Origin of the sequence: Ferruginibacter sp. SUN106 (assembly GCF_050611765.1) — a bacterium.
Taxonomy (GTDB): Bacteria; Bacteroidota; Bacteroidia; order Chitinophagales; family Chitinophagaceae; genus Ferruginibacter.
On the sequence record NZ_JBODJC010000002.1, the window covers coordinates 568177 to 593678 of the forward strand.

Annotated in this window: 18 protein-coding genes; 12 read left to right on the forward strand and 6 right to left on the reverse strand. The window is 37.8% G+C overall.

Annotated features, from left to right (window positions below; genetic code table 11):
- From ACQ334_RS08395 to gyrB, 4 genes are all read right to left on the reverse strand, one after another.
- The gene (locus ACQ334_RS08395) at positions 1 to 2718 is read right to left on the reverse strand and encodes a PKD domain-containing protein (RefSeq protein WP_430987742.1); all 2718 of its coding nucleotides are present in this window, start codon (positions 2716 to 2718) and stop codon (positions 1 to 3) included.
- A gap of 98 nt (positions 2719 to 2816) precedes the next feature.
- Positions 2817 to 3011, reverse strand: coding sequence for a hypothetical protein (locus tag ACQ334_RS08400; protein ID WP_430987743.1), 195 nt, complete (start codon positions 3009 to 3011; stop codon positions 2817 to 2819).
- 376 nt (positions 3012 to 3387) lie between these two features.
- Positions 3388 to 4212, reverse strand: coding sequence for a DUF6515 family protein (locus ACQ334_RS08405; protein WP_430987744.1), 825 nt, complete (start codon positions 4210 to 4212; stop codon positions 3388 to 3390).
- Positions 4213 to 4651: 439 nt separating this feature from the next.
- On the reverse strand, positions 4652 to 6631 hold the full coding sequence (gene gyrB / locus ACQ334_RS08410) for a DNA topoisomerase (ATP-hydrolyzing) subunit B (RefSeq protein ID WP_430987745.1): 1980 nt from the start codon (positions 6629 to 6631) through the stop codon (positions 4652 to 4654).
- A 214-nt stretch (positions 6632 to 6845) separates the two neighbouring features.
- Between gyrB and ACQ334_RS08415 the strand changes: the two genes are divergently transcribed.
- The 9 genes from ACQ334_RS08415 (at position 6846) to ACQ334_RS08455 (ending at position 20284) form a co-directional block, all read left to right on the forward strand.
- Positions 6846 to 7787, forward strand: coding sequence for a helix-turn-helix domain-containing protein (locus tag ACQ334_RS08415; RefSeq protein ID WP_430987746.1), 942 nt, complete (start codon positions 6846 to 6848; stop codon positions 7785 to 7787).
- Between the two features lie 111 nt (positions 7788 to 7898).
- Positions 7899 to 10310: a TonB-dependent siderophore receptor gene (locus ACQ334_RS08420; protein ID WP_430987747.1), complete on the forward strand. Its 2412-nt coding sequence runs from the start codon at positions 7899 to 7901 to the stop codon at positions 10308 to 10310.
- 274 nt (positions 10311 to 10584) lie between these two features.
- A complete protein-coding gene (locus ACQ334_RS08425; RefSeq protein ID WP_430987748.1) occupies positions 10585 to 12765 on the forward strand; it encodes a TonB-dependent receptor plug domain-containing protein in 2181 nt (726 codons plus the stop codon).
- A gap of 4 nt (positions 12766 to 12769) precedes the next feature.
- Entirely contained in the window at positions 12770 to 13348 is a 579-nt protein-coding gene (locus ACQ334_RS08430) for an HmuY family protein (RefSeq protein WP_430987749.1), read from the forward strand.
- A 744-nt stretch (positions 13349 to 14092) separates the two neighbouring features.
- A complete protein-coding gene (ileS, locus tag ACQ334_RS08435; protein ID WP_430987750.1) occupies positions 14093 to 17446 on the forward strand; it encodes an isoleucine--tRNA ligase in 3354 nt (1117 codons plus the stop codon).
- 1 nt (position 17447) lies between these two features.
- Complete coding sequence (locus ACQ334_RS08440) at positions 17448 to 18302, forward strand: TraR/DksA family transcriptional regulator (RefSeq protein WP_430987751.1); 855 nt, start codon at positions 17448 to 17450, stop codon at positions 18300 to 18302.
- A gap of 143 nt (positions 18303 to 18445) precedes the next feature.
- Positions 18446 to 18793: a VOC family protein gene (locus ACQ334_RS08445; protein ID WP_430987752.1), complete on the forward strand. Its 348-nt coding sequence runs from the start codon at positions 18446 to 18448 to the stop codon at positions 18791 to 18793.
- Between the two features lie 94 nt (positions 18794 to 18887).
- Positions 18888 to 19877, forward strand: coding sequence for an aldo/keto reductase (locus ACQ334_RS08450; RefSeq protein WP_430987753.1), 990 nt, complete (start codon positions 18888 to 18890; stop codon positions 19875 to 19877).
- Between the two features lie 68 nt (positions 19878 to 19945).
- Positions 19946 to 20284 (forward strand): hypothetical protein, encoded by a 339-nt coding sequence (locus tag ACQ334_RS08455; RefSeq protein WP_430987754.1) that lies wholly within the window; start codon positions 19946 to 19948, stop codon positions 20282 to 20284.
- A 13-nt stretch (positions 20285 to 20297) separates the two neighbouring features.
- Here the strand turns inward: ACQ334_RS08455 and ACQ334_RS08460 are convergent, their stop codons facing one another.
- Together ACQ334_RS08460 and ACQ334_RS08465 are read right to left on the reverse strand one after the other, a co-directional pair.
- On the reverse strand, positions 20298 to 21434 hold the full coding sequence (locus ACQ334_RS08460; RefSeq protein ID WP_430987755.1) for a hypothetical protein: 1137 nt from the start codon (positions 21432 to 21434) through the stop codon (positions 20298 to 20300).
- A 67-nt stretch (positions 21435 to 21501) separates the two neighbouring features.
- Positions 21502 to 22641 (reverse strand): hypothetical protein, encoded by a 1140-nt coding sequence (locus ACQ334_RS08465; protein ID WP_430987756.1) that lies wholly within the window; start codon positions 22639 to 22641, stop codon positions 21502 to 21504.
- Between the two features lie 320 nt (positions 22642 to 22961).
- On the opposite strand from ACQ334_RS08465, the gene ACQ334_RS08470 reads away from it, so the two are divergent.
- From ACQ334_RS08470 to ACQ334_RS08480, 3 genes are all read left to right on the forward strand, one after another.
- Positions 22962 to 23432 carry a hypothetical protein gene (locus ACQ334_RS08470; RefSeq protein ID WP_430987757.1) on the forward strand — a complete coding sequence of 157 codons (471 nt, stop codon included), beginning with the start codon at positions 22962 to 22964 and terminating at the stop codon, positions 23430 to 23432.
- Positions 23433 to 24075: 643 nt separating this feature from the next.
- On the forward strand, positions 24076 to 24858 hold the full coding sequence (locus ACQ334_RS08475) for a sensor histidine kinase (protein ID WP_430987758.1): 783 nt from the start codon (positions 24076 to 24078) through the stop codon (positions 24856 to 24858).
- On the forward strand, positions 24855 to 25502 hold the full coding sequence (locus ACQ334_RS08480) for a response regulator transcription factor (RefSeq protein WP_430987759.1): 648 nt from the start codon (positions 24855 to 24857) through the stop codon (positions 25500 to 25502). Before ACQ334_RS08475 ends, ACQ334_RS08480 begins: the two co-directional genes overlap by 4 nt.

The following is a 25502-nucleotide window of genomic DNA, read 5'->3' on the forward strand; positions in this document are numbered from 1 at the left end:
CTACCTGATCAGCATCACCGTTTGTCTTTTATCAATTTCATTTCCCCTGAAATCAATACCATTGGCAGTTATCACATATACGCCGGCAGGTTGTTGCTGACCTTGCCAGCTGCCATCCCATCCCCTGTTATAATCTGAAGTGGCAAATATCAATTGCCCCCAGCGGTTGAACACCCTTAAGTAATTAAATTGTTTTATGCCTACAGGAATACCCCTGAACAAATCATTCCTGCCATCACCATTGGGTGTAAATGCTGTAGGCAGATAAATATCCGGGCCTTTATAAATATTTACGGTTACATCATCAAAGCTTTCGCAGCCTTCGGGAGTAAATGCCCTTACAGTAAATGTTTGCGTGGCATTTAGTATAGCAACAGGGTTAGCAATATTAGGATTGTTAAGTGGTGTTGCCGGCGTCCAGCTATAACTTAATCCACCTGTTGCGTTTAGCTGTACCGGCTGTCCGGCTGCTGCAATAGTATCATTACCGGCAAATACGTTGGTACTGTAAATAACAATATCTTTTGTAAGTGAATCAGAATAACAGCCATTGGCTGCTGTAGCATATAATTTCACTTTATAAGTACCATTGGCACTATAAGCATGTTGTGCATTTTGGGTAAGTGCCGTGCCGCCATCACCAAATACCCACTTCCATTGCGTAACTGTAGCTGAATTATCAACAGCTGTAAAATCAACCAGTGCATTTTTGCAGGCATCTTTAAAATTAATACTAACACTGGGACTAGGGTTTACCAAAAAGGTTTTAAAAGCAGTATCGCTTACGCAGCCCAGACTATTTGTTGCTACCAGTTTTACGGTTTGCAATCCTGGTGTAAAAATATGGGTAGTATTTTGCTGTGTACTGAATTCAGTTCCTGCATACACCCACGACCATTTGCTGATTGCACCTGTTGTTGTTTTAGATGAATCAGAAAAAGATACCGGCAATCCATTACATACCGGTGTGCTGTAACCGAAATTAGCAATAGGCTTGTTATTAATCACAACCGGTTGTTTTAAAGTATCAGATGCACAGCCTTTGCTATTATGCACCACCAGTTTAATAGTATCATTACCAGGAATAGGATAAATGCCGGAAGAGTTTTGGAGTATTGATGTACCACTATTGCCTAAACCCCACCACCATTGATTTACAGGTGTACCATCAGATGTATAAGAAGAATCGGTAAATGTAGTTATAGTGCCCTGGCAGATAGTGTTGAATTTAAAATAAGCCGTAGGTTTATTAACCACAAAAACAGCTTTTGTTGCAATTCCCAGGCAGGCGCCGGAGCCAAAAACGTAGGCTGGCCTGGCTACCAGCAGAACACTCTGGATACCGGGTACAGTAAATGTGTGTGCAGGATTTAAAACATTTAAGTCTTGTACATTACCATTATAATTCCAACTCCAGTTAAGTGTAGCTGTATCTCCAACAGCAGGTGTTAGATTACCAAAGAACAAAGTAGGCTGGCCCAAACAAACTGAATCAGTGAAAGTAAAATTCGCTAACGGTTCTCCATACATGTGTACAGTTTTGAATAGTGTATCTGATTCACATCCTTCTACACTGGTAACAACATGTTTGATAAGTTTATCGCCGGGGGTTGGATAAGTAGGCTGAGCAGTAGCCCCCACAGAAGTTTGTCCATTCCCCATATCCCAATAGTAATACTGCACCGTTCCAAATTGTGTAGTTGATGCATCCGAAAAAACTAAAGGAAAATTCGACGGATAAAAAATGCAATTCCCATTATTAGTAAAAGCTGCTATTGGTTTACTGCCAATAAAAATATCCTGCGTATTAGTGGCTTCGCAGCCATCGGCTCCTACCACTCTTTGTTTAACTGTAAAAGTACCTCCGGTTGCATAGGTATGTGTGGGGCTGTAGTTAACAGAATCCAAAGGACTGCCATCTCCAAAATCCCAATAAAATTTTGCTATGGTTGAAAATGAAACAGTAGTGTTATTAAAAGTGATGGGTTCGTTTATACATCTTTTTTGTGATGTACTGAAAGTATAAGCAGGGCTTAACGCAGTTTTAAATCCCTGGTAATTACTTAATCCTCCTGTACTGCCGGTAAAGCCCCAATATACTAATGGGTTACCACCAAATACATCTGTTACAAAATCTTTTACTACCGTAACTCTTAAAACCCCATCCATATATGCAGTCAACGTTTTTGTAGGTGCATCCCATACAATACGTAGTGAATGCCATATCCCGTCCTCAATGTTATCATTACCACTTAAAGCTGTAACCGGTCCGGCAATATTATTTGCGGAACTATGACCTATATCTCCGTTTAGTTGTATTGCAATATGATCGTAGGTAGGGTCACCTGCGTTTTGGTAAGTGTCGATTGTAACACCAACAGCAGGACTGATGCCTTCATAACCTAAACCTCCGCCACTTGAACCCACAATAGTACTTATTGGTTGCATTACAAATGCGATCCCATCTGCACCGCCATCATTCGGTACTCCGGGAGTACTAAGTATAACATTAAAATTAAAATCGAAAGATTGAGTGAGGTTTATCTTTATATTATTCCAGACAGAACCGTTTTGCTGGCCAAAATTTTGAGTAAGCCTATACTCGTTACAAGTAATTTGTGCTGCAAAGCCATTAACCGTGTATTGCGCAAAAAGAGGCGATGCTAAAAGCGTAACTATTATAAAAGATAAACATCTTTTGAGTGGCAGATTTCTCATGCTATAAAAATAAATTTAATTGTTTGTATTATAGCAAGCGAAATAAATAAGGCTATCCAAAAATAGGATAGCCTTAGCAATTTTTTAAAAAAATTTTATTAGTCCCAACCTTTTTTAGCTACGCCATCTGCTACTGCTTTTAATGCAGCTGCTTCGCCCAGCATGGTGGTCATTTTGTTGCCTTTACCGTCGTGGCCCTGCGCCATATAACCGCCACGTGAAGTTTTTGTAATAACTGCATCCTGCATAGGAACGTTCTTTTCTTTGGTTTTCATGCAGTAGGCTGTAATCATGTTACTCATTTTTGTAGAATTTATAGTTAGAAATAATGAATGAAGTAGTTGGCTTCGGGGTACAAGCTACAGAAAATAGCGCATTTACCAAAACCTGACCGTATTGAACAGGCTGATTTTCCACAGTATAGCCTCAGTATTCAGTCAGTTTGCAGCCATTCACATTTGATTAATTTTTACTTTATCAGTCGCTCGTAGAAAGCCTGGCACCAGCTCAAATCCACTTGCTTACAGGCTTTTACAGAGCCGGCTTAAGCTTAGGGTGTGCTGTCTTTAAAGCAAATGGAGCCGTTAAGCTCCACTTGTTTACCTGATTTATGTGATTGAAAATCTTAATAACTTTTCTGATTTTTCAGCTTAAAAACGGCTTTTGACGCTATTTTTCAGTTTCAGAATTGCCTGTTACCTCGTAACGGATGTTATTGCCATCGATGACTTCCTGGTAATAAACGCCGGCCGGCGATACGTAATATTTTTCTTTTTTAAGTACTACTGTTTTAGAACCTTCGGGTAATTTATCAAATCTTGTTCCCACTTCCGGAAGTTGTTCGGCAGGAGTATTATTTTGTGGTGTAACAGCACTTTTGTTTGGTGTTACGGTATTGCTGTTTGGTGCAGGAGCGCCATCGGTGTTGGTGTCTTCACCTGTACCTGTATTTAAAACACCATCGGTACCTACTACTATATAACGCAATTTATTTTTGTCGGTAATTTCTTCCTGGTAAAAAGTACCGCCCAGTTCGTAATATTTTACGCCATCAATAACTGTTACTTTAGTTCCGGAAGGCAAATGTTTAACAGTAGCGCCCAATGGCGGAGCTGTTACTTCGTAACCGCCACCACTGTAAGGACGGTAATACACCCCATCATTATAATAATAAGGATTGCCGCCTACATAAAAAGGATAATAGCCAAATGGCAGCACATTTATATGTACCCCGAATGAGGGGCCAAAATGCACATACGAATAAGGTGCCCTGTAAACCGGCCTGGCATAGGCGTAAGGGCGGTAATTATAGTTATAAGGCCTTCCGATATTTACTGAAACATAAGGGCGTGATGGCCTGTAATTGTAAGCATAATAATTGTTACGGTAACCACCACGGTCGTAATGACGACGCTGTGCTGATATATCACTGTTTAATGCCACTACTAATACAAGCGTTAGAATTGTAAATCCAATTTTTTTATTCCATTTCATAAAAGGTATTTTTTTATTCAGACATTGAAATTACTGAAATGTTGCATTGACACTTGTTAAAAACCCGACTTTAACAATTGGTTTGTGACGGTTAATAAGGAGAACAATAGTTGATGCCAGAACGTATATTCGCAGAGGTTGTATAGAAGATGATAAGGAAGAAAGCCGAATCTGGTACGGAGTAATGCCGGCTTCTGTACGGAGTAATGCCGGCTTTAGTACGGCTTAGCCGGGGCGTTGATACGACTATCCTTTAGTGTGTCTTATACTATTTTATATTGAAAAAATGTTACACTAAGGCATAATACAGCTTCAGCTTTACAGTATTTGGCAATGATACCTAAATTATCCAGGAGCAGGAATTATTGCAAGTTGTTTAACCAGGTTAGTACCAATAAAAAAGGGTTGAAAATTCAACCCTTTAAAATTATTTTCAAAACTACACGTCAATCTTTGCATATTTGGCGTGGGTTTCAATAAACTCCCTGCGTGGCGGCACTTCATCACCCATCAACATACTAAATACACGATCAGCTTCTGCAGCACTTTCAATAGTAACCTGTTTCAATGTTCTTGTTACAGGATTCATGGTAGTTTCCCATAATTGTTCGGCGTTCATTTCACCCAAACCTTTATAGCGTTGTGTATTTACACTTTCATCTTTTCCTTGTCCGAATAATTGTATCAACCCTTTACGTTCTTCATCCGTCCAGGCATATTCCTGTTCTTTACCTTTTTTAATTAAATACAATGGTGGTTGTGCGATGTATACATTTCCCTGTTCCACCAATTCTTTCATGTAACGGAAAATAAAAGTAAGGATCAAAGTAGCGATATGGCTTCCATCCACATCCGCATCCGTCATAATGATCAGCTTGTGATAACGCAGTTTAGAAGTATCTAATGCTTTAGGATCGTCTACTGTACCAATTTTAACCCCCAATGCGGTAAACATATTTCTTATTTCCTCATTATCGTAGATCTTATGTTCCATTGCCTTTTCTACATTCAGTATTTTACCACGCAAAGGCAGAATAGCCTGGAAGCTTCTGTCACGCCCCTGCTTGGCTGTACCTCCCGCCGAGTCTCCTTCCACAAGGAATAACTCACATTTTCCGGGATCTTTATCGCTGCAATCGGCCAGTTTACCAGGCAAGCCGCCACCGGTGAGTACACTTTTACGTTGTACCATTTCTCTTGCCTTACGGGCTGCTGCTCTTGCCTGTGCTGCCAGTATTACTTTCTGGATGATGGTTTTAGCCTCTTTAGGGTTTTCTTCTAAATAAGCTTCTAAAACACGGCTTAAGGTAGTATCCACCACACCCATTACTTCACTGTTACCCAGCTTGGTCTTGGTTTGTCCTTCAAATTGTGGCTCGGGAACTTTTACAGAAATAATAGCTGATAGGCCTTCCCTGAAATCATCTCCTTCAATTACCACTTTGGCTTTTTCGAACAAACCTTGTTTTTCGCCATAGCTTTTAAATACCCTGGTAATACTGCGGCGGAAACCTGCCACATGCGTACCCCCTTCAATGGTATTGATATTATTTACATAACTGAAGATATTTTCCTGGTAGCCTGCATTGTACACCATGGCTACTTCCACCATTACATTACTGCCGGTATCTAAACCTTCGCAATAAATTACTCTTGGTATTAAGGGCAACCGATTGGCATTTTTATCAATCATTTCCACAAACTCCACAATACCGCCTTCGCTGTAAAATGTTTTGCTGTAAACTTTTCCCTCGTCATCTTTTTCACGTAAGTCGCTGATGTGAATAGTGATCTTCCTGTTTAAGAAAGCCAACTCTCTTAATCTGCCCTCTAAGATTTCACGATTGTAAATACCGGATGTAAATATGGTAAGATCGGGCCAGAACTGTACTTTGGTACCATGTGTATCAGATGTACCGATTTCCCTTACGGGATATTTTGGAATACCGATACCATATTCCTGTTCAAATATTTTACCATCACGGTTAACGGTAACATGCAGTTTAGTACTTAATGCGTTAACGCAACTTACACCCACGCCATGCAAACCGCCGGATACTTTATAAGAATCCTTATCAAATTTACCACCGGCATGCAAAACGGTCATTACCACTTCCAGTGCACTACGATTTTCTTTAGTGTGCATGCCTGTAGGGATACCACGGCCATCATCTTCAACAGTGATGGAATTATCTTCATTAATAGTTACGCTGATATTTTTACAATGGCCCGCTAATGCTTCATCAATGGAGTTATCTACAACCTCGTAAACAAGATGATGCAAACCTTTTACGCCGATATCGCCAATATACATGGCGGGGCGTTTACGTACGGCTTCCAAACCTTCTAAAACCTGGATACTGTCGGCGCCATAGCTGGCTTTCTGGGCTTCGGTTCTTTCTACTGTTTCTGTACTCATAAATGGGTTAATCTGGCTTTATTTTTTTATAAAATCGATTATCGGCAAATATACTAAAAATAAAGGGTTTTTGGTGATGCAAAACGGCTTTAAAACTGTTAATTATCGATAACTTTTCCACAAAATTTTAATTGCCGAAAAGCGGAAAATTTAAGCCCTGATCAATATCAGTTTGCAGGATAATGCAGGATGCATTATATTTGCATATACAAAGATGCCAGAGCACGCAGACATATTAGAATTAGCCTACCGTCAGCCGTTGATGCAGAACCAGATGCAACTATTAATGCATAAGGAAAAGCAGATTCCGGGTAGCGTAAATTATTCCATTAAAAGGTACGCTAAGGAACCACAGTGGAATATTGATGATACCGGTATGCTCATTTATCATACCGAAAAGAACAATCCTTCAGAAAATTATATCCAGCTTAAATTTTGCGTGAGTGGCAATGTATACTGCCGTGAAAAAAAGACGGAATGTGATTACTGTAAATTCAATTCCTCTAAAACCTGCGTGGAAAAAGTGGATAGTGTGGATGTATTGAGTTTCAGCTTCTCTCCTTCTTATTTAAAACAATTTACCAGCGGCAAAAAGAATGCTACGCTTTCGGATGATGTGCTTTCTTTTGATCATACCACTTCTTTTACCAAAACATTGCCTTTGTGCGGTAAAACCAGAATGGCCATTGAAGCTTTACTGAATCATACCTATACCGAAAGTTTAGAGAATATCTTTTTAAATGCCCAGACACAAATTCTGTTGCTGTACAGCATGGATTGTATGATGGGTGATCATAACCACGAAGAAAAATTCAGTTGTAAGTTTTTGGCTAATGCCGATGACAGGGAAAAGATCACCAATGCAAGAGCTATCTTATTGCAGCATATCGGCGAACCTTTAACCATTAAAGCTTTAAGCCGTAAAGTTGCCATCAACGAATGTTATCTTAAAAAAGGATTTAAAGAATTATTCGGCACCACCATTTTTGATTTTTATCAAACCCAGAGAATGGAACATGCTAAATATTTATTGTACGATAAAGGGTTGAGTGTAACCGAAGTATCTTCTTTACTGGGCTACTCCTCTATCTCTCACTTTAGCACTGCGTTTAAAAAACACACCGGCATTAAGCCTTGTGAATTATTACTCCACTAATTTTTAGTTTTCCGTTTTATGTAAACCGAGTTACCGATTGCGTAACAACCAGTCAGTTCAGTTAAACTTTCTTTGCGTTCATTATCAAATCAACCAACAGAAATTTTATTTATGAACAATACACTGCTTAAAAAACTACTCCTGCTTTCTATAAGTTCCTTTTTATTTATAACAGCCGGGGCGCAAAATTTTTTATTAAAAGGAATGGTAACTACCAGCGACGGTAAACCTGCAGCTAAAGTAAATGTGCAGCTTACAGAAACCAACCAAACAGCGATCACTGCTGAAGATGGCAGCTATCATTTTTCGAAACTCAACCCGGGGAAATACAATTTAGTGGTTTCTTATACAGGCCTTGCAACACAGGTAAAACACTTTACTATTATAAAAGAGAATGGCGAAGAAATCATCAATTTTATATTGGTGGAAAACTACACCGAACTTACAGAGATCATTATTGCTGCCACTAAAACTAAATTAGACCGGATAGCAACTATTGGTAAATTGCCTGTTAAACCAATGGATCTGCCACAAGCCACTGCTGTAATTGAGCGCCAGGTAATTGAACGCCAGCAGGTACAAACATTAGGTGATGCAGTACAGAATTTAAATGGCGTTTATGTAATGGGTACCACCGGCGGTTACCAGGAAGAACTGGCATCAAGAGGTTTTGCATTTAACAGCAACAATACTTTTAAAAATGGCGTAAGATATAATAACAGCATTATGCCAGAAGTAAGTGGCCTGGAAAATATTGAAGTACTAAAAGGTGGCAACGCTATTTTATTTGGTACTGTTGGTGCAGGTGGCGTATTAAATATCGTAACCAAAAAACCAATATTTAATAATGGGGGTAGTGTGAGTTTTCAAACGGGCAGCTACGATTATTATAAACCTGCTATTGATGTATATGGCGCTATTAACAACAGCAAACATGTTGCTTACAGGGTTAACAGCAGCTTTACCAAAGCCGGCAGTTACAGAGATGGTGTAAAATCACAACGTTTTTATATCAACCCTTCTTTATTAATAAAAATAGGTGCTAAAACAGAGTTGCTGCTGGAAGGCGATTATACACAAGACAACCGTAATCTTGATTTTGGTACCGGCGCTATTTATTACAAAGTAGCCAATACACCCAGAAGCCTTTATTTAAACCTGCCCTGGAGTTATAACAATGCAGAACAACTTGCAGCTACATCAACGCTTACGCATAAGTTAAATGATAACTGGCAAATAAAAGCAGTATTCAGCACCAGGAAATATAATAATGAATTATTTGGCGCTGCAAGGCCCAATGCCAACAGCCAGTTTATTGATTCTACCGCTGCCAATTATGGCAGATGGATAAGAGGCCTGGTAAGAAATAAAAATATCGAGCAATATAATTTTGCTTCCGTAGATATAACAGGAAAATTTTTAACGGGAAAAATTTCTCACACTTTATTGGCGGGTATTGATGCGGATATGATTAAAACCACTGCCTATACTTATGATCTCACACAATTCAGGGCTGACAAAAAAAATATCTATGATACAGTAAATATTTTCGGCACTAAACAATACACACAAAGAAACGATGTACCCAATGTACCATGGACCTTTTATACCAATGCGCCTGTAAGCCGCCTGGGTATATATGTACAGGACTTTGTTGAGATCACTTCTACAATAAAAATGCTGGCAGGTGTAAGATATTCTGTTTCTAAAACAGAAACACTGGATAGTATTTATGCTACCGGTATTGAAAAAATACACAGCGAAAACAGAACCAACGATGCTTTTAGTCCCAGGGTCGGGCTGGTATATCAACCCACTAAAAACATTTCGGTATTTACCAGTTACACTAATACCTACGAGCTAAATACAGCGGTGGATACTTTTGGTGTGATACTAAAACCTTCCATCATTAACCAATACGAATTAGGCGTAAAAACCTTGTTGTTTAATAACCTGGTTTCTGTTAATGCTACCGGTTATATCATCAATAACAACAATGCAGTGCAGAGTTATCCCAATCTTTCACCTACCGACAGCCGCAGGGAAATTGGCGGACAAACACAGAGTAAAGGTGTGGAACTGGATGTGGTAACTAAAAGCATTAATGGCTTTAATATCAATGCAGGTTATAGTTATAATGATATCCGTTACAAAAAAAGCACGTTGTATGTTCCCGGCAGCAGAATTTTATATACTCCTAATCATACCGCCAACACACATATTTATTACACTGTAAAACCAACCCATAAATTAAATGGTTTAAATGCAGGTGTTGGTATTTATTATGTAGGAGAAAGAGTAGCGGGCAGAAGTACGACAAAAGCAAATCCCGGATATGCATTAATGCCTGTACCCGAATACTTTTTATTTGAAGCCAGCATTGGTTACACTTATCAGAATGTACGTTTCCGGTTTAAAGTAAATAATATTTTGAACCAGTTAAGTTATAATGTACATGATGACAATAGTGTAAATCCTATTGCGCCAAGACAATTTACTTCTACTATAAGTTATAAATTTTAATACCTCCCTGGTATATTCTTATCAATGCAAAAAATATTCTGTTACCGGAATATTTTTTGCATTTTGTAAGAAACGTTTACAATAGTTTATTCTTTTCTGGTATCCGCAACTGATTTAAAATTGTTTTTTATGACATTGCTCATGTGGCCACCTGATCTTTCTTAGTATGTCTGTCACCACTTCGTAAAACAATTGCATTTTTCCTCTGTACAAAACATAATGACAATTCTGTGATAAAACTCTTTTATTGCTGAAACAACTTTGTGTTAATAAAATGAAAGCAATAAAAAAATATAACAACATCTTTAGTCTTCTTTTAGGAGGATTATTAGTAGCCAATTTTTCATTTGCACAAAAAAATGTAAAAGATACGGGCTTTAATAAACTTACTACTATTGATGAAGTTATAGTTACTGCTACACGTACCCAAAAAAGTATTGGCAACATTCCTGTTCCTATACAAGTAATCAGTAAAAAATTCATACAGCAAACAGGCTCTCAAAAACTGATTGATATTTTACAACAGCAAACAGGTTTGGTATTGGCTGATAATCCATTAGGGCAAGCATTACAAGGTTATCCCAATCCATTCGGAAGCGGCATACAATTACAGGGCCTTGATCCTGCTTATACTTTAATATTATTAGATGGAGAACCGCTTACCGGCAGAAATGCCGGTATTTTAAACCTTGGCAGGGTGGCAGTAGGTAATATTCAACAAATAGAAATTGTAAAAGGCCCTGCTACCAGTTTATACGGCAGCGATGCATTGGCCGGTGTTATTAATATCATTACTGAAAAACCAAAAAATACTACAGCAGGTATACAGCTGCATCATTCAACCAATAATACCTGGGGCTTTACTGCCAGTTCTTTTATCAAAAAAAATAAAACTGCTTTTCAGTTATTTGCCAATCGCTACAGCAGTAGTGGTTACGATCTGGATAAAACGATTTACGGTAAAACTGCTGACCCCTACCGCAATTATTCTTTTGCTGCAAAAATGTTTTATGATATCAGCAGCCGCACACAATTGCAAACTGCTGCAAGGGTATTTACTCAAAAGCAATTTAATAATTACCTCGTGTATACAGGTGCACAGCCTGATGCAGTGGATGGCACCAGTAACGAATCTGACTGGAGTGTAAACAACCAGTTATTAACTACGCTTTCTAAAAAAATAAAATTAGCTACCCTGTTGTATATTACCGGTTACCAGAACAATGCAGAAGTTTTTTTACAAGACAATAAGCAATTGTATGATAAATCATTCTTACACCAGTTTTTATTAAAACCCGAAATACAGATTGAAGCAGGTGAAAAGATCAACCAGAAATTAATAGCCGGTGCCGGTTATAATTACGAAACCATTGATGCCAACCGCTATGCTGAAAGCCATAATTTTAATGCCTTTTATTTCTTTACACAAAAAGAATGGTTGTTCAGCAACAGGTTAAATGTAACTGCGGGTGCAAGATTAGATAAACACACATTATACAACCTGCAATTCAATCCTAAATTAGCAGTAGCCTATAAATTTTTTAATAAACTTACTGTTAATGCATCAATAGGTACAGGGTTTAAAGCACCGGATTTTCGCCAGCAGTTTTTAAATTTCACTAACTCCCTGGTAGGGTATACCTTATTAGGTGCTAGTGAACTTTCAAGTGGTTTACAACAATTACAACAACAGGGACAAATTGACCCTTCAATAAATATCACCCCATACCTGGGCAGCCATACTTTATTACCTGAAAAATCTGTTGGTACCAATATCGGCATGCGTTTTACCTTGAGTAATAAAACACAAATCACTTCAAACCTGTTTCGTAATGATATCAATAATTTAATTGACCGGTACAATCTTCCTTTCACCAAGGTGAATAACCAGTCTATTTACAGTTACCAGAATATCAACAAAGTATTTACCCGTGGTTTTGATGTGAATATTAATCAGCAATTAAACAAAAAATTCACTATCAGTGGTGGCTACCAGTATTTAGAAGCTAAAGACAAAGACATCGTAAAAAAAATACAGGCCAGCCAGGTAGTAAAAAGAGACCCGGTAACTTTTGTAAGTACTTATGTGAGTATGAAAGATTATGGAGGTTTATTCAATCGCAGTAAACATGCGGCTAATCTTCAGCTGGTGTACAATAATCATAAAAATAATTTCTCTTCCAGCATCAGGGCAATCTATCGTGGGCGCTATGGGTATAGCGATATTAATGGTAACAATATTTTAGATGATAGCAGGGAATATGTAAGCGGTTATACCTTGCTTAATGCTTCTGTAACCAAAACATTTAAATGCGGATTTGAATTACAAACAGGTAGTGATAATATTTTAAATCATCGTGATAAGGATAAACTGCCCAACCTGTATGGCAGAACTTATTTTGTCAATTGCAACATTAATCTTAACCATATACTTTCTTACAACAAAAAACAATAATCAAATGAAAAAAACAATTTTAGCAACTGCGGTATTAGGCACAGCTTTACTTTTTACCGTAAGTTCATGCAAAAAAGATACCGCTACCCCGCAGGTAACCATTATCGAAAAAACAGATTCTGTAAAAGTGAATTTCAGCTCTGCAACCGCTTATACTTTTTTTAGTTTTAAAAATGATGCCATCGTTGCCAACAGCGACAGTGCTACTACCAAATGGGATTTCGGTTTGCGATTCACCACATTTATTTTAAACAGCCATACTTACGGGCCAGGTAATGCAGGAGCCATTTTGCAAACCGGTATCTATAGTAATGTAACCGCAGCTCCTGATGCAGGTTATGCTTATGATACTACAGCTTCTCAAAAAGCTATTAAAGATGGCAGCTGGTACGATTATAATCCAACCACACATGCTTTTTCACCTAAAGCAGGCCAAACCTTTATCTTTCGCACTGCAGATAACTATTATGTAAAAATGGAACTGCTGGCAGTAGATTACGAAGCATTTACAGGCCCTGTGCCACAGCGTTTAATTTATCGATTCCGTTATACCTATCAATCCAACAACTCTAAGAGTTTCTAAATAGAACAATGTACTAAAAACAAAAAGCATCCCGAAATTACCGGGATGCTTTTTCTTGTACGAATTTTCGCCAAGCACAAATAAAGTGGCTTTTTTACGGAATCAGATTTTATTGGTTTTGTTGGATATTGGAGAATTCATTTTCTGGATATGGATTTTAAAAACGGACCCCATTTTATTGTATAAAAAAAATGTGACGGGAGTAAGACTACCCCCGTCTTTACCCTAATAAAACCCTAAACCAGCAAAAATTTAAAACACGTTTGTGTTTGTAATAATTTTATTTCAACAATATTGGAAATGTATATGTTCATTGGTATTGGAAAACTACTATTTATATATTGAGGGGATTTGCAATAAAGAATTTATAAAAAGCCTTTCATCACAAAACTGCCTTCCCTGAATATTTACCAATATTATGCCAATGCTAAAAAATGTGGATAACTAGCAGCAAAAGTGAATAGCGATAAGGCTTTCACGCATTTTTACTATAATGGGTTGTGTGTCAAAAACATAGGCATCGTAATTTAACCAGTTTGTATATTGAAAACTACGTAGTGAAATTTTGCAGGGGCATTTAATTTCTGCTATCATAACTCTATTAAGTTCCTGAATAATGTGTTTCGGGCATCGCCTATTTTAGTACCTTTGCACACTTATTTTAGCATGGTCAGACGAGGACGTCAGACCATCGATTTTTTAACATGGTCAGACAAGGACGTGTGACCAATGACCGGAAATTTTATGGCAGGCAAATACAAAGAATATAACCAGTTGAATTTACCCTCTATCGGGGAAGAAATTTTAGCCAAATGGAACCAGGCCCATGCTTTTGAAAAAAGTGTGGAGTTGAGGGAAGGGGAAACACCATTCGTTTTTTATGAAGGGCCACCAAGTGCCAATGGCATGCCCGGTATTCACCATGTAATCAGCCGTACTTTAAAAGATTTGGTATGCCGTTACAAAACCATGCAGGGTTTCCAGGTGCAACGTAAAGGTGGCTGGGATACCCATGGCCTGCCTATTGAATTGGGTGTGGAAAAAGAACTGGGTATTACCAAAGAAGATATCGGCAAAAAAATAAGCGTAGAAGATTATAATAAAAAATGCCGTGAAGTGGTGATGCGCTTTAAAGATAAATGGGATGACATCACCCAGCGCATGGGCTACTGGGTTGACCTGAATAATCCCTACATTACTTTTGAAAATAATTATATTGAAACATTGTGGTGGTGCCTGAGTGAATTGTATAAGAAAGGTTACCTGTACGAGAGTGTGAGCATACAACCGTACTCGCCTGCTGCAGGTACAGGTTTATCATCGCATGAATTAAACCAGCCGGGTACGTATAAAGATGTAAAGGATACCAGTGCAACGGTGATGTTCAGGGTAATTCAGAATTCAAAATTTAAACTGCACAATGTTGCGGCAGATGTTTATTTAATGGCATGGACCACCACTCCATGGACGCTGCCTTCCAATCTTGGGTTAACGGCAGGACCAAATATTGATTACGTTTTAGTAAAAACTTTCAATCCCTATACGCATCTTCCGATAGATGTAATACTGGCAAAAGCTTTGGTCAGTAAATACTTTAAAGCAGAAGGAGAGAATGGTGACTTTGATAATTATTCTGCTGAAGTAAAATTGATTCCATGGAAAATCGTTGCAGCATTTAAAGGCAAGGATCTTGAAGGTGTGGAATACGAACAATTATTACCTTCCGAAGCAAACACTTTAGAAAAAATTCAGGAAATAACTCCGGGTGCACAACCATTCAGAGTTATCCTTGGTGATTTTGTTACCACAGAAGATGGTACTGGTATCGTACACACGGCACCGGCATTTGGCGCAGATGATTACCGGGTTGGTAAGAAAAATAACCTGGGTATTTTGACATTAGTGGACAAACAAGGAAAATTTGTAGATGGCGTAGGTGAATTCAGCGGCCGTTATGTAAAAGATTACAAGGACGAGAAGGGTTATATCGATGTGAATGTAGACATTGCTGTAAAATTAAAATTAGAGAACAGGGCTTTTAAAGTAGAGAAATACGAACATAATTATCCGCATTGCTGGCGTACTGATAAACCTATTATTTATTATCCGCTGGATGCATGGTTCATTAAAACCACAGCTGTAAAAGACAGAATGGTGGAACTGAATAAAACCATCAACTGGAAACCTGCTGCCACCGGCACCGGCCGCTTTGGTAACTGGTTAGAGAATATGGTGGACTGGAATTTAAGCCGTTCAAGATTTTGGGGAACACCTTTGCCCATCTGGAAAACAGAAGATGGTGAAGAACAAAAATGTATCGGCAGCATTGAAGAATTAAATACGGAAATAAGAAAAGCAGCAGAAGTTTTAGGTGGCGAAACCAATAAACATTATTTGCACGAAGGCATACTGGACCTGCATAAACCTTATGTAGATGACATCGTATTGATATCTGCAACCGGCAAACCAATGAAACGTGTGCCCGATTTAATTGACGTGTGGTTTGATAGCGGTGCTATGCCTTACGCACAATGGCATTTTCCTTTTGAAAATAAAGAACAGTTTAAAAAATCTTTCCCGGCAGATTTTATTGCCGAAGGTGTGGACCAGACAAGAGGATGGTTTTATACTTTACATGCATTAGGTGTTTTGTTATTTGATTCTGTTGCCTACAAAACAGTAGTGAGCAATGGTTTGGTATTGGATAAGAATGGCAATAAGATGAGTAAACGCCTGGGCAATGTGGTGGATCCGTTTGAAACCATTAATAAATATGGTGCCGATGCCACCCGCTGGTATTTAATCACCAATGCATCGCCATGGGATAGTTTGAAATTTGATATTGGCGGTATACAGGAAGTGCAACGTAAATTCTTTGGTACACTTTATAATACGTATCAATTCTTTGCATTGTATGCCAATGTAGATGGTTTTGCATTTAAAGAAACCTATGTGCCGTTAAAAGAAAGGCCCGAGATTGATCAATGGATCTTATCTTCTTTAAATACTTTAATAAAAACGGTACAACAAAGCATGGATGACTACGAGCCTACGCAGGCTGGCCGTGCTATTGAAGAATTTGTTGACTCTCATTTAAGCAACTGGTATGTTCGTTTATGCCGCCGTCGTTTCTGGAAAGGTGAGTATGAGCAGGATAAAATTTGTGCTTACCAGACTTTGTACGAATGTTTGGAAACCTTGTCTTTGTTAATTGCACCTATTGCACCATTTTTTGCCGATTGGTTATTTGTTAACCTGAATGAAGTAAGCAACCGTTTTGCAAACGAATCAGTCCATCATGTATTATTTCCTACAGTAAAAGAAGAGGTGATTAATGCTGACCTGGAAAAAAGAATGCAGCTGGCACAGGATGCTTCTTCTTTAATATTGTCGTTGCGTAAAAAAGTAAATATTAAAGTGCGGCAGCCTTTGCAAAAAGTTTCTATACCGGTAATTGATAAAGAGATGGTGCAAAGGATAAAACTGGTGGAAGACATTATTAAGGCTGAAACGAATATTAAAGAAATTGAGATACTGGCAGAAGATAATAATTTCATCCGCAAAAAAGCCAAGGCCAATTTTAAAACCCTGGGCAAAAAGCTGGGGGCAAAAATGAAATGGGCGGCTGATGAGATCGTAAAATTTGATAATGCTACCATCGATAAAGTGCAGGAAGGCAATTACCTGCTCAATACTGATTATGCATCAAAGGGCGAAGAAGCAATATATATCAGTGCAGAAGACCTGGAAGTTTCAACCGACGAGATACCTGGTTTTGAAGTAGCCAACAAAGGTGCTTTAACGGTAGCTCTGGATATTGTGATCAGCGATGAGCTTAAAAAAGAAGGTGATGCCCGTGAATTTGTAAACCGCATTCAAAATATCCGCAAGGATAGTGGCTTTAACCTTACCGACAGAATTATTGTGAAAGTATCTGCAAATGAAGGGCTGGTAGCGTCTTTTAGTGAATATAAATCTTATATTTGCGCCGAAATTTTGGCTGATTCCTTAGAGTTTTTGCCGGAAATTAACGATGGTAACGCTATTGAAATTAACGAATCCATTGTAAATGTGAACGTTATAAAAAAAGGAACATAACATGGCAACAAAAAAGAAAGCTGCAAAACCTGCGGCAAAAAAGCCTGCTAAACCTGTTAAACCTGCTGCCAAAAAGGTAGCACCTGCTAAAAAACCTGCAAAACCAGCCCCTAAAAAGGTAGTTAAGCCGGTGGCAAAAGCAAAAAAACCAGTAGCTAAACCGGTTGCCAAAAAAGCGGCACCCGTTAAAAAAGTTGCTAAACCAGTCGTAAAACCAGTATCAAAAAAGCCGGTAACTGTAACAAAACCGGTACAAAAACCTATGGCAAAAAAAGTTGAAGAAAAGAAACCGGAAGTGAAACCGGCCCCTGTTAAAGCTACCACTCCTGCTCCATCTGCAGCTGCAGTAAAAGCAAAAGATATTAAAGTGGCACCGCCTAAACCCGTTGTTATTCCAAAAATAAACACCAAAACCTCACGTAAGTACCAACCAGATTTTACCAAATCAGTTTTGGATCAACCTAAAAATGATCCGGGTGCACCCATTGTAAGGTATAGTGATAACGATCTTCAGGAATTCAGGGAACTGATTCAGCGTAAGCTGGAATCGGCTAAAAAAGAATTGGCTTATTTGCAAGGTCTAATTACCCGTAAAGATGAAATGGGTGGCGATAATGATGATGCCCGTTACATGACCATGGAAGATGGCAGCATGAGTATGGAAAGGGAGCAATTGAGCCAGATGGCCAGCCGCCAGATCACTTTTATTGATCACCTTGAAAAAGCATTGATGCGTATTGAGAACAAAACCTACGGCATTTGCCGTGTTACAGGTAAGCTGATAGACAAAGCCCGTTTACGTGCTGTACCGCATGCTACTTTAAGCATTGAGGCTAAGATGGGATCGGTGAAGTAAGGGAGAAGTATAAAAAGTACATCAAGTAATAAGTCAGGGAGAATGAGTAATCGTTCTCCCTTTTTCTTTTTAATTTTACATTGGCTTACCATTTTGTAAGCAAAAGTATTAATCCGTGTTAAGCTGTGAAATCCCTGGTCGCCATGTTTAAAAAATTAAGAACAGTTATTTACAATGTAAGCGATGTACAAAAAGCAAAAGCATGGTATATCGATCTTACCGGCAATCAACCTTATTTTGACGAACCTTTTTATGTTGGTTTTGATTTTAATGGTTGTGAATTGGGTTTGCATCCCGAAGATGAAACTGTTACCAGGGGCAATCAATCCATTGCCTACTGGTCGGTAGATAATATTGAGCAATGCGTACAACAATTGGTAAAAAAGGGCGCAACAATTTTATCTGATGTAACAGATGTTGGTGGTGGAATAAAAGCCGCTACTGTTATTGATCCCTGGGGTAATGCTGTGGGATTGATTGAAGGTGCATAGTGGCATTGTTAAGTTATAGTTGTTGCTGTGTTAATGCCATTGTAACTATTGCAATAGGTTTTACCTTTATTGTTCACTTCTAAAATTATTTTCCATGTTATATAAGAAATTAGGTGCGCAAGGCATCATGGCATCTCAATTGGGACTGGGCTGTATGGGTATGAGTGAATTTTATGGCATTACCAATGATGCTGAAAGTTTACAAACCTTACACCGGGCTTTAGACCTGGGCATTACCTTCTGGGATACAGCAGATGTTTATGGCCCTCACCTGAATGAAATATTATTAGGCAAAGCATTAAAGGGAATAAGACAACAAATTACGCTGGCTACCAAATTTGGTATCCTTCGTGATCCTGCCAATCCGCAGAAAAGAGGATTGAGTGGCAAACCGGAATATGTACAATCTTCCTGCGAAGCCAGTTTAAAAAGACTGGATACAGATGTTATTGACCTGTATTACCTGCACCGTGCAGACCCTGCCACTCCTATTGAAGAAACTGTTGGTGCTATGGCCGACCTGGTAAAAGCAGGTAAGATACGTGGCATTGGTTTATCAGAGGTATCGGCAGCCACTATACGAAAAGCGCATGCCGTTCATCCGCTTACTGCCATACAAAGTGAATATTCGTTATGGACAAGAGATCCTGAAAATGACATACTAAAAACCTGTAAAGAACTGGGTATTGCTTTTGTTGCTTACAGTCCCCTGGGCAGAGGTTTTTTAACCGGGCAGATAAAGAAGTTTGATGATTTTGAACCCGATGATTATCGTCGCTTTTCGCCACGTTTCCAGGGCGACAATTTTCAAAAGAATTTAGATATTGTAAATAAACTGGAACAACTGGCTTTGCAAAAAGGGTGCACTACTTCGCAACTGGCATTAGCATGGGTATTAGCGCAGGATGAAAATATTTTCCCGATACCTGGCACTAAACGTATAAAATACTTAGAAGAAAACGCAGGTGCATTGAATATTCATTTTACTTCAGAAGAATTAGCAATAATAAATGCTATCGCTCCTAAAGATGTGGCTGCAGGCATGCGCTATCCCGAACAAATGATGCAATCGCTGAACGGATAGACTACTTTAAAAATACCCTCTCAACGGTATTGTAATGTTTGGTTTCAATTAGTTCTTTTACAGAAAAAATGAAGCTACTCAGTTTATTATTGTTGCTATGTACTGTTACTGCTCATGCCCAGCTTTCTGAAAAGCAATTAAAGGAATTGCATGATAATACAGCTAAAATAGAGAGCGCTACGGCAAAGCTGAATGAATCCATCAATGAGAGTATGCATAGAACAGACTCTATGAACATGGTGCGTTTTAATGAACAGAATGCCCGTAACCTGGATGCTTTTATGGCTGCACGAAAAGAGCAGGAAAACAAACAAATGAAAAGGGTTTACTGGCGCCTGGGTTTTGGTATATTAATGCTGATCGTTTTGATTGCGGGTTGGATGAGGAAGAAAAAAGCGACAGTGTAAGACAGTTTTGTGCTTAAAAAGATTTTGAAAAACTTAGTAAAACAGATTGATTATAATAAGGCTTAAAAGGGGTGCTTGAAAAATCACCCTTTAGTTCTGCCCTATGGGTTAAATAAAGATTTTTTACCAGTTTAATTTTAGTGATAAACAAACCATCTAACAAACCATTTTTAGCTATCTTCTCAAAATAGTTAGATGAAATACCCAGGCGATACTGCATTTCTAACCAGGTTTTTAATCGTCTGTCGTACCAGAAATTCACTTCTGCCCCCAATCTTTTAAAAAGAAATTTTTTATAGTTGCCTGATGCGTCAACATCAGTTATGAATACGCCTGTAGTAGAAACCTGTTGGTTTTTTACACCATATAAATTAAAAGAATAGGGCGACATTGAAATGCGCAAATATTTACCCGGCTGCCATTTTATACCTGGCGAAATAGTTACATCATAAGGGCTTAAAAAAGCCTGCGATTTACCCAGCAGGTTAATATCTTTAAAATAATCTCCGTTATAAATAGTAAAAACGGATGTGGCGGTTTTAGCGATTAAATTGAAATTCCATTTTTTTGTTTTTCCAATGGCAATAGAAAAATCATGCAGTGTATTAATATCGTCCGATATTCTTTGTATATGTGCGCCACTGGTTAAGCCAGATTTTTGCAAACTGAACAGCCAATGTAATTCATTCGTTATAGCAAGACGGCTACTCTCTTTGGTATAGTTCAATCCAAGGTCTACAGAAGCAGTACCGGATAAGCTTTTTTTATCACTACCCGAAGGAGAATTAAATTCCAAAATATTCCCCAGGTTTAAGCCGATGCTAAAAGTAAATAGCCAGTTTTTTTGTACTGCTGTAATTGCCTCCTCTGCAGGTCTTTTTATTTTTTTATTGAAGATTTTATTTTGTACCAGGTTACTATCGTAGTAATTATATTTTACAGAATCAACCAATGATTTTAATATTTTGGTTGTAAAGATTTTTAATGCAGAATCGGTAAAAGCATATTCGTATTTATCTGCAGTAGTTTTTAAAATCCGGCAGCGGATCTGGGTGGTATCAACTTTGTAAATGATATCTCTTTGAGCAAATATATTCTGACAAATAAAGTTTACTGCTATAATAATGATATACTGTTTTATCTTTTTCATTTGAAAAAACTTATTGATTAAGTAAGTGAATACACTTTTGTAAAAGTGTATTCACTTTTAAATTATTTTACCCTCTTCCTTTTGTTGCTTCCAGTGTTTGTATTTGTTCTGCTTCCTTTGCAGAAATTTCTGTAACGGGCCCTTCCTTTACTTCAACACAAAGGCGGGTGCAATAAGTATTAGTTTGAGAATACCATTTGCCGCAACATTTAACGTAATGGGTAATTTTAAAGCATTTGCCCACATCAACCCCTTCGTAATGATAGCCATAACCGGAACTGCTTGCAGTAATACCTGTACCCATACCGATTGGGGTTACGGTACCTGTATTGCTCACATGCAGTCCAAAACTGCCGCCAGATAAAATAGTTGAAAGTGGTATAGGCGTATTATCAGTTGGTGTGGTACCACTTGCTCCTAATAAACCCCAGTAATGTTCTGCGCCGCCAGTAATTGCCGGGTTTACATTAATTACAATATTACCTTGTGAATTTACTGTAAATGGTGCCGCTGCAAATTTAGGGTCGCATTTTTCATCGGGAATTTTGCAGGCCTTTTCTATACAAATATTATCCAGCTGAATCCAGGAAACATAAGCGCCATCATTTTTATTGTAGTCATTTTCCGGATGTAATACAATGCCCGTCTGGCCTGGTGCAATTGTGATGCTCATGGAATAAGTTGCCCAGTTTGTACTGGTAATATTTAATGATGCAAATCCCGATGCGTCATAACCACTTGGGCTGCTGCCACTAAATGCCCAGATCTTCAGCCTTACCAAAGTAGATATGGTAGTAGGATTTGCAAACCTTGCAGTAAATTTTACCGTATAGGTTCCGGGAGTAAAAGGCAGACCATTTTGATAGATGGATTCTCCCACCACCTTATTACCCCACATTGATACAAAGCCTTTATTACAAGCTCCTGAAGTATTCGTCCATTGTGGAGAGTAAGTATTCAATTGCCATGGGTTTGAACTTGCTGAAATATCGGAGCCTCCGGTTATAACCGATAGTTTTTCAAATCCGCCATCTTTTAAAACGTTGTTGTTACAATTGCAGTCTACAGCGCCAACCCTTGTAGCATCCTGTACATAATCCTTTAGATCAAGCTCTTTTACTTTTAATTTTTTTTCATCACTAACCTGGCTAAAAATTGCTGATGCACTTAACATAAGTGTACATAGAAAGAATAAAATCTTTTTCATAATAAAATAATTTTTGAGTTTTTTAATTAAATGTTCTAAGAAATTATGCTGCTTTAGTGCCTTGCAAGTTTGCTCTTTCCCTCTCTCCTTTTTGGAGAGGGAAGGGGTGAGGTTACCACACTTCAGCAACACAACACAAAAGTGCACACAAGCCGGCAGGCAGGCAATGTGGAAGTAACTAAATACCAAGGTGCTATCAGCGGGTTTTGGTATCCGTTAAACAACGGATATAAAAATGGCGAAACAAACATTTGCATAACTTACCCAAAGCCGTTACTTTGTGTTGACTAATAATTTACCTTACTTAAAAAACAATCAGCATGAAAGCAAAAAAGAATACCAGAAAGAGAATAATTTTCTACAGAAAATTTCAGTCGGAAGCAAAGATGTCAAAGGAGCCTATATCAAGGCATATCATTCCTAAATCGCAAGGTGATATAATGGAACGACGTTTCCTGGAAAGTCTGAAAAATATCGGCATAGTACAATTTACTAATGCTTTAGAATTTGATAAATCATTGTTTGAACAATTGCTGCAATTAAAAGGTATCTGTAAGGTAAGAGTACATAATGCAGTTAATGAGCACAATCAACACACTTTTGTTGTTACTGCTGTTGATGTCGCAGGAGAAGAAATTTATTTTAAAATAAAAGCACAACATGAGGAGCCGCAGCTTTTGGAGAGAACTGCAATTGCGAGCGCAAACGCTTCAGCAACAGCCACGGTTACAGAAGGCGTAGGCAATATGGCCGATCAATGCTCTCAGCCTGAATATAAAAAACAAATTTAAAATCAAGTATTATGGATATGGCATTTGCAAGTAACCTGATAAAGTATCTTGAACTACTGGCAGGTATAACAGGCGTAATCTGCTATTACAAAAAACAAAATACAACCTGGTTTGCTTTTGCTATTTTTTTAATTTGTCTTTATTGTATGGAACAATTAGGCAACTGGTTTATTAATAAGGAGATGTATGTACAAAATATCAATTTGTATAAATGGATTGTAATACCTTTCTTATTTATAGTGTACCACATAATATACTATTCTATAATAATAAAAAATAAGCCTTTCGTTTTAATGAGCGGTATTTTATTTTTATTATTTGCTCTTTTTGAGAATATATTCTGGAGTAAAAATCATTTTTATTCCATTTCTTTAACATTAAGCTATGGATGTCTTTCTGTTCTGGTTTTAAGCCTGTCGTATTTTTTCCAATTGCTTAAAAGTGACCAGATTTTACATTTTAAAAGTTCAATGCCATTCTGGTTTTGCCTTGGTGTATTAATATTTTATTTAGGTGGTTTTCCTTATCTAACTTTTTTTAATTCTATGGCAATTGCAAAAAACCGGGATATTGCCCAGGCTTACCGGTGGATTTTTATTTTTCTTAATTGGATCATGTACCTTTTATTTACAATTGGTTTTATATGGAGCAAACCGAAACAGTAACTTTTATAATAGTTGTCAATATTATCCTGCTGGTTTTTATTATCGGTACAGTATTGTTTATTATTCAATACAGAAAACGCAAAATTGAACATGAATCAGAAAAAAATATACTTGCCGAAAACTATACTAAAGAACTTTTATCCAGCCAACTGGAGATGCAAACCCAAACCATGCAATATATTGGCAGAGAAATACATGATAACGTAGGGCAGAAATTAACGCTGGCTAGTTTATATACCCAGCAATTAGCCTATGAAAATAAAGCGCCGCAGATAACTGCCAAAATTGAAAATATAAGCTTGATCATCAATGAATCGCTGGCAGAATTAAGGCAGTTATCAAAATCATTAACGGATGATGCTATAAGCAATAATAACATTATTGAATTACTGCAACAGGAATGTGAAAAAGTAAATCAATTAAAAAAATGCACTGTTACCTTCAATTCAAATCAAAAAACTATTGCTTTATCATACCAGGCAAAAAATATTTTACTCCGTATTGTACAGGAGTTTTTACAAAACAGTATTAAACATGCAGCCTGTGCAAACATCCGGGTTGTTTTAAATACAAGTGAAGCCATACTACAACTTCGCCTGCAAGACGATGGCAAAGGATTTAATACCATAACAGCAGGTGAAAAAGGAATTGGATTGACCAATATGAAAAAGAGGACTGAGCTGATTGGAGGCTCTTATAATTTAGAAAGTGAAACTGGTTGCGGAACTCAATTGAACATTGAAATACCTTTACAAAAATGACATACACCATTTCAATTGTAGATGATCATATCTTAATTGCCAAAGCACTCAGCGGCATTATCGAAAACTTTAAACAGTTTGAAGTACTGTATGAATGCGAAAACGGAAAAGTGCTGCAGGAAAAATTACAATTGAAAAAAAATATACCTGATATTGTTTTGTTAGATATCAGCATGCCGGTAATGGATGGTTTTGCAACTGCACAATGGTTAAAAGAAACACATCCCGAAATATTGATCATGGCATTAAGTATGCAGGATGATGAGCAAAGCCTTATTAAAATGATCAGGGGCGGTGCCAAAGGATATTTATTAAAAAATGTACACCCGGCAGAACTGGAGAAGGCTTTGAATGGATTAATAAAAAACGGATCTTATTATCCTGATTGGGCAACCAGTAAAGTATTTAACAGCCTGAGTACAGCAACTGCAACAAATATTAAAACTGTAAATTTTACAGAAAGAGAAAAAGAGTTTTTGCAATATACTGTTACCGAGATGAGCTATAAAGAAATTGCTGAAAAGATGTTTTGTAGTCCACGTACAGTAGAAAGTTACCGTGACAGTTTATTTGAAAAATTAGAATTAAAGACAAGAGTCGGGCTTGCAGTGTATGCAATTAAAAACGGCTTTGTAGCGGAGTAA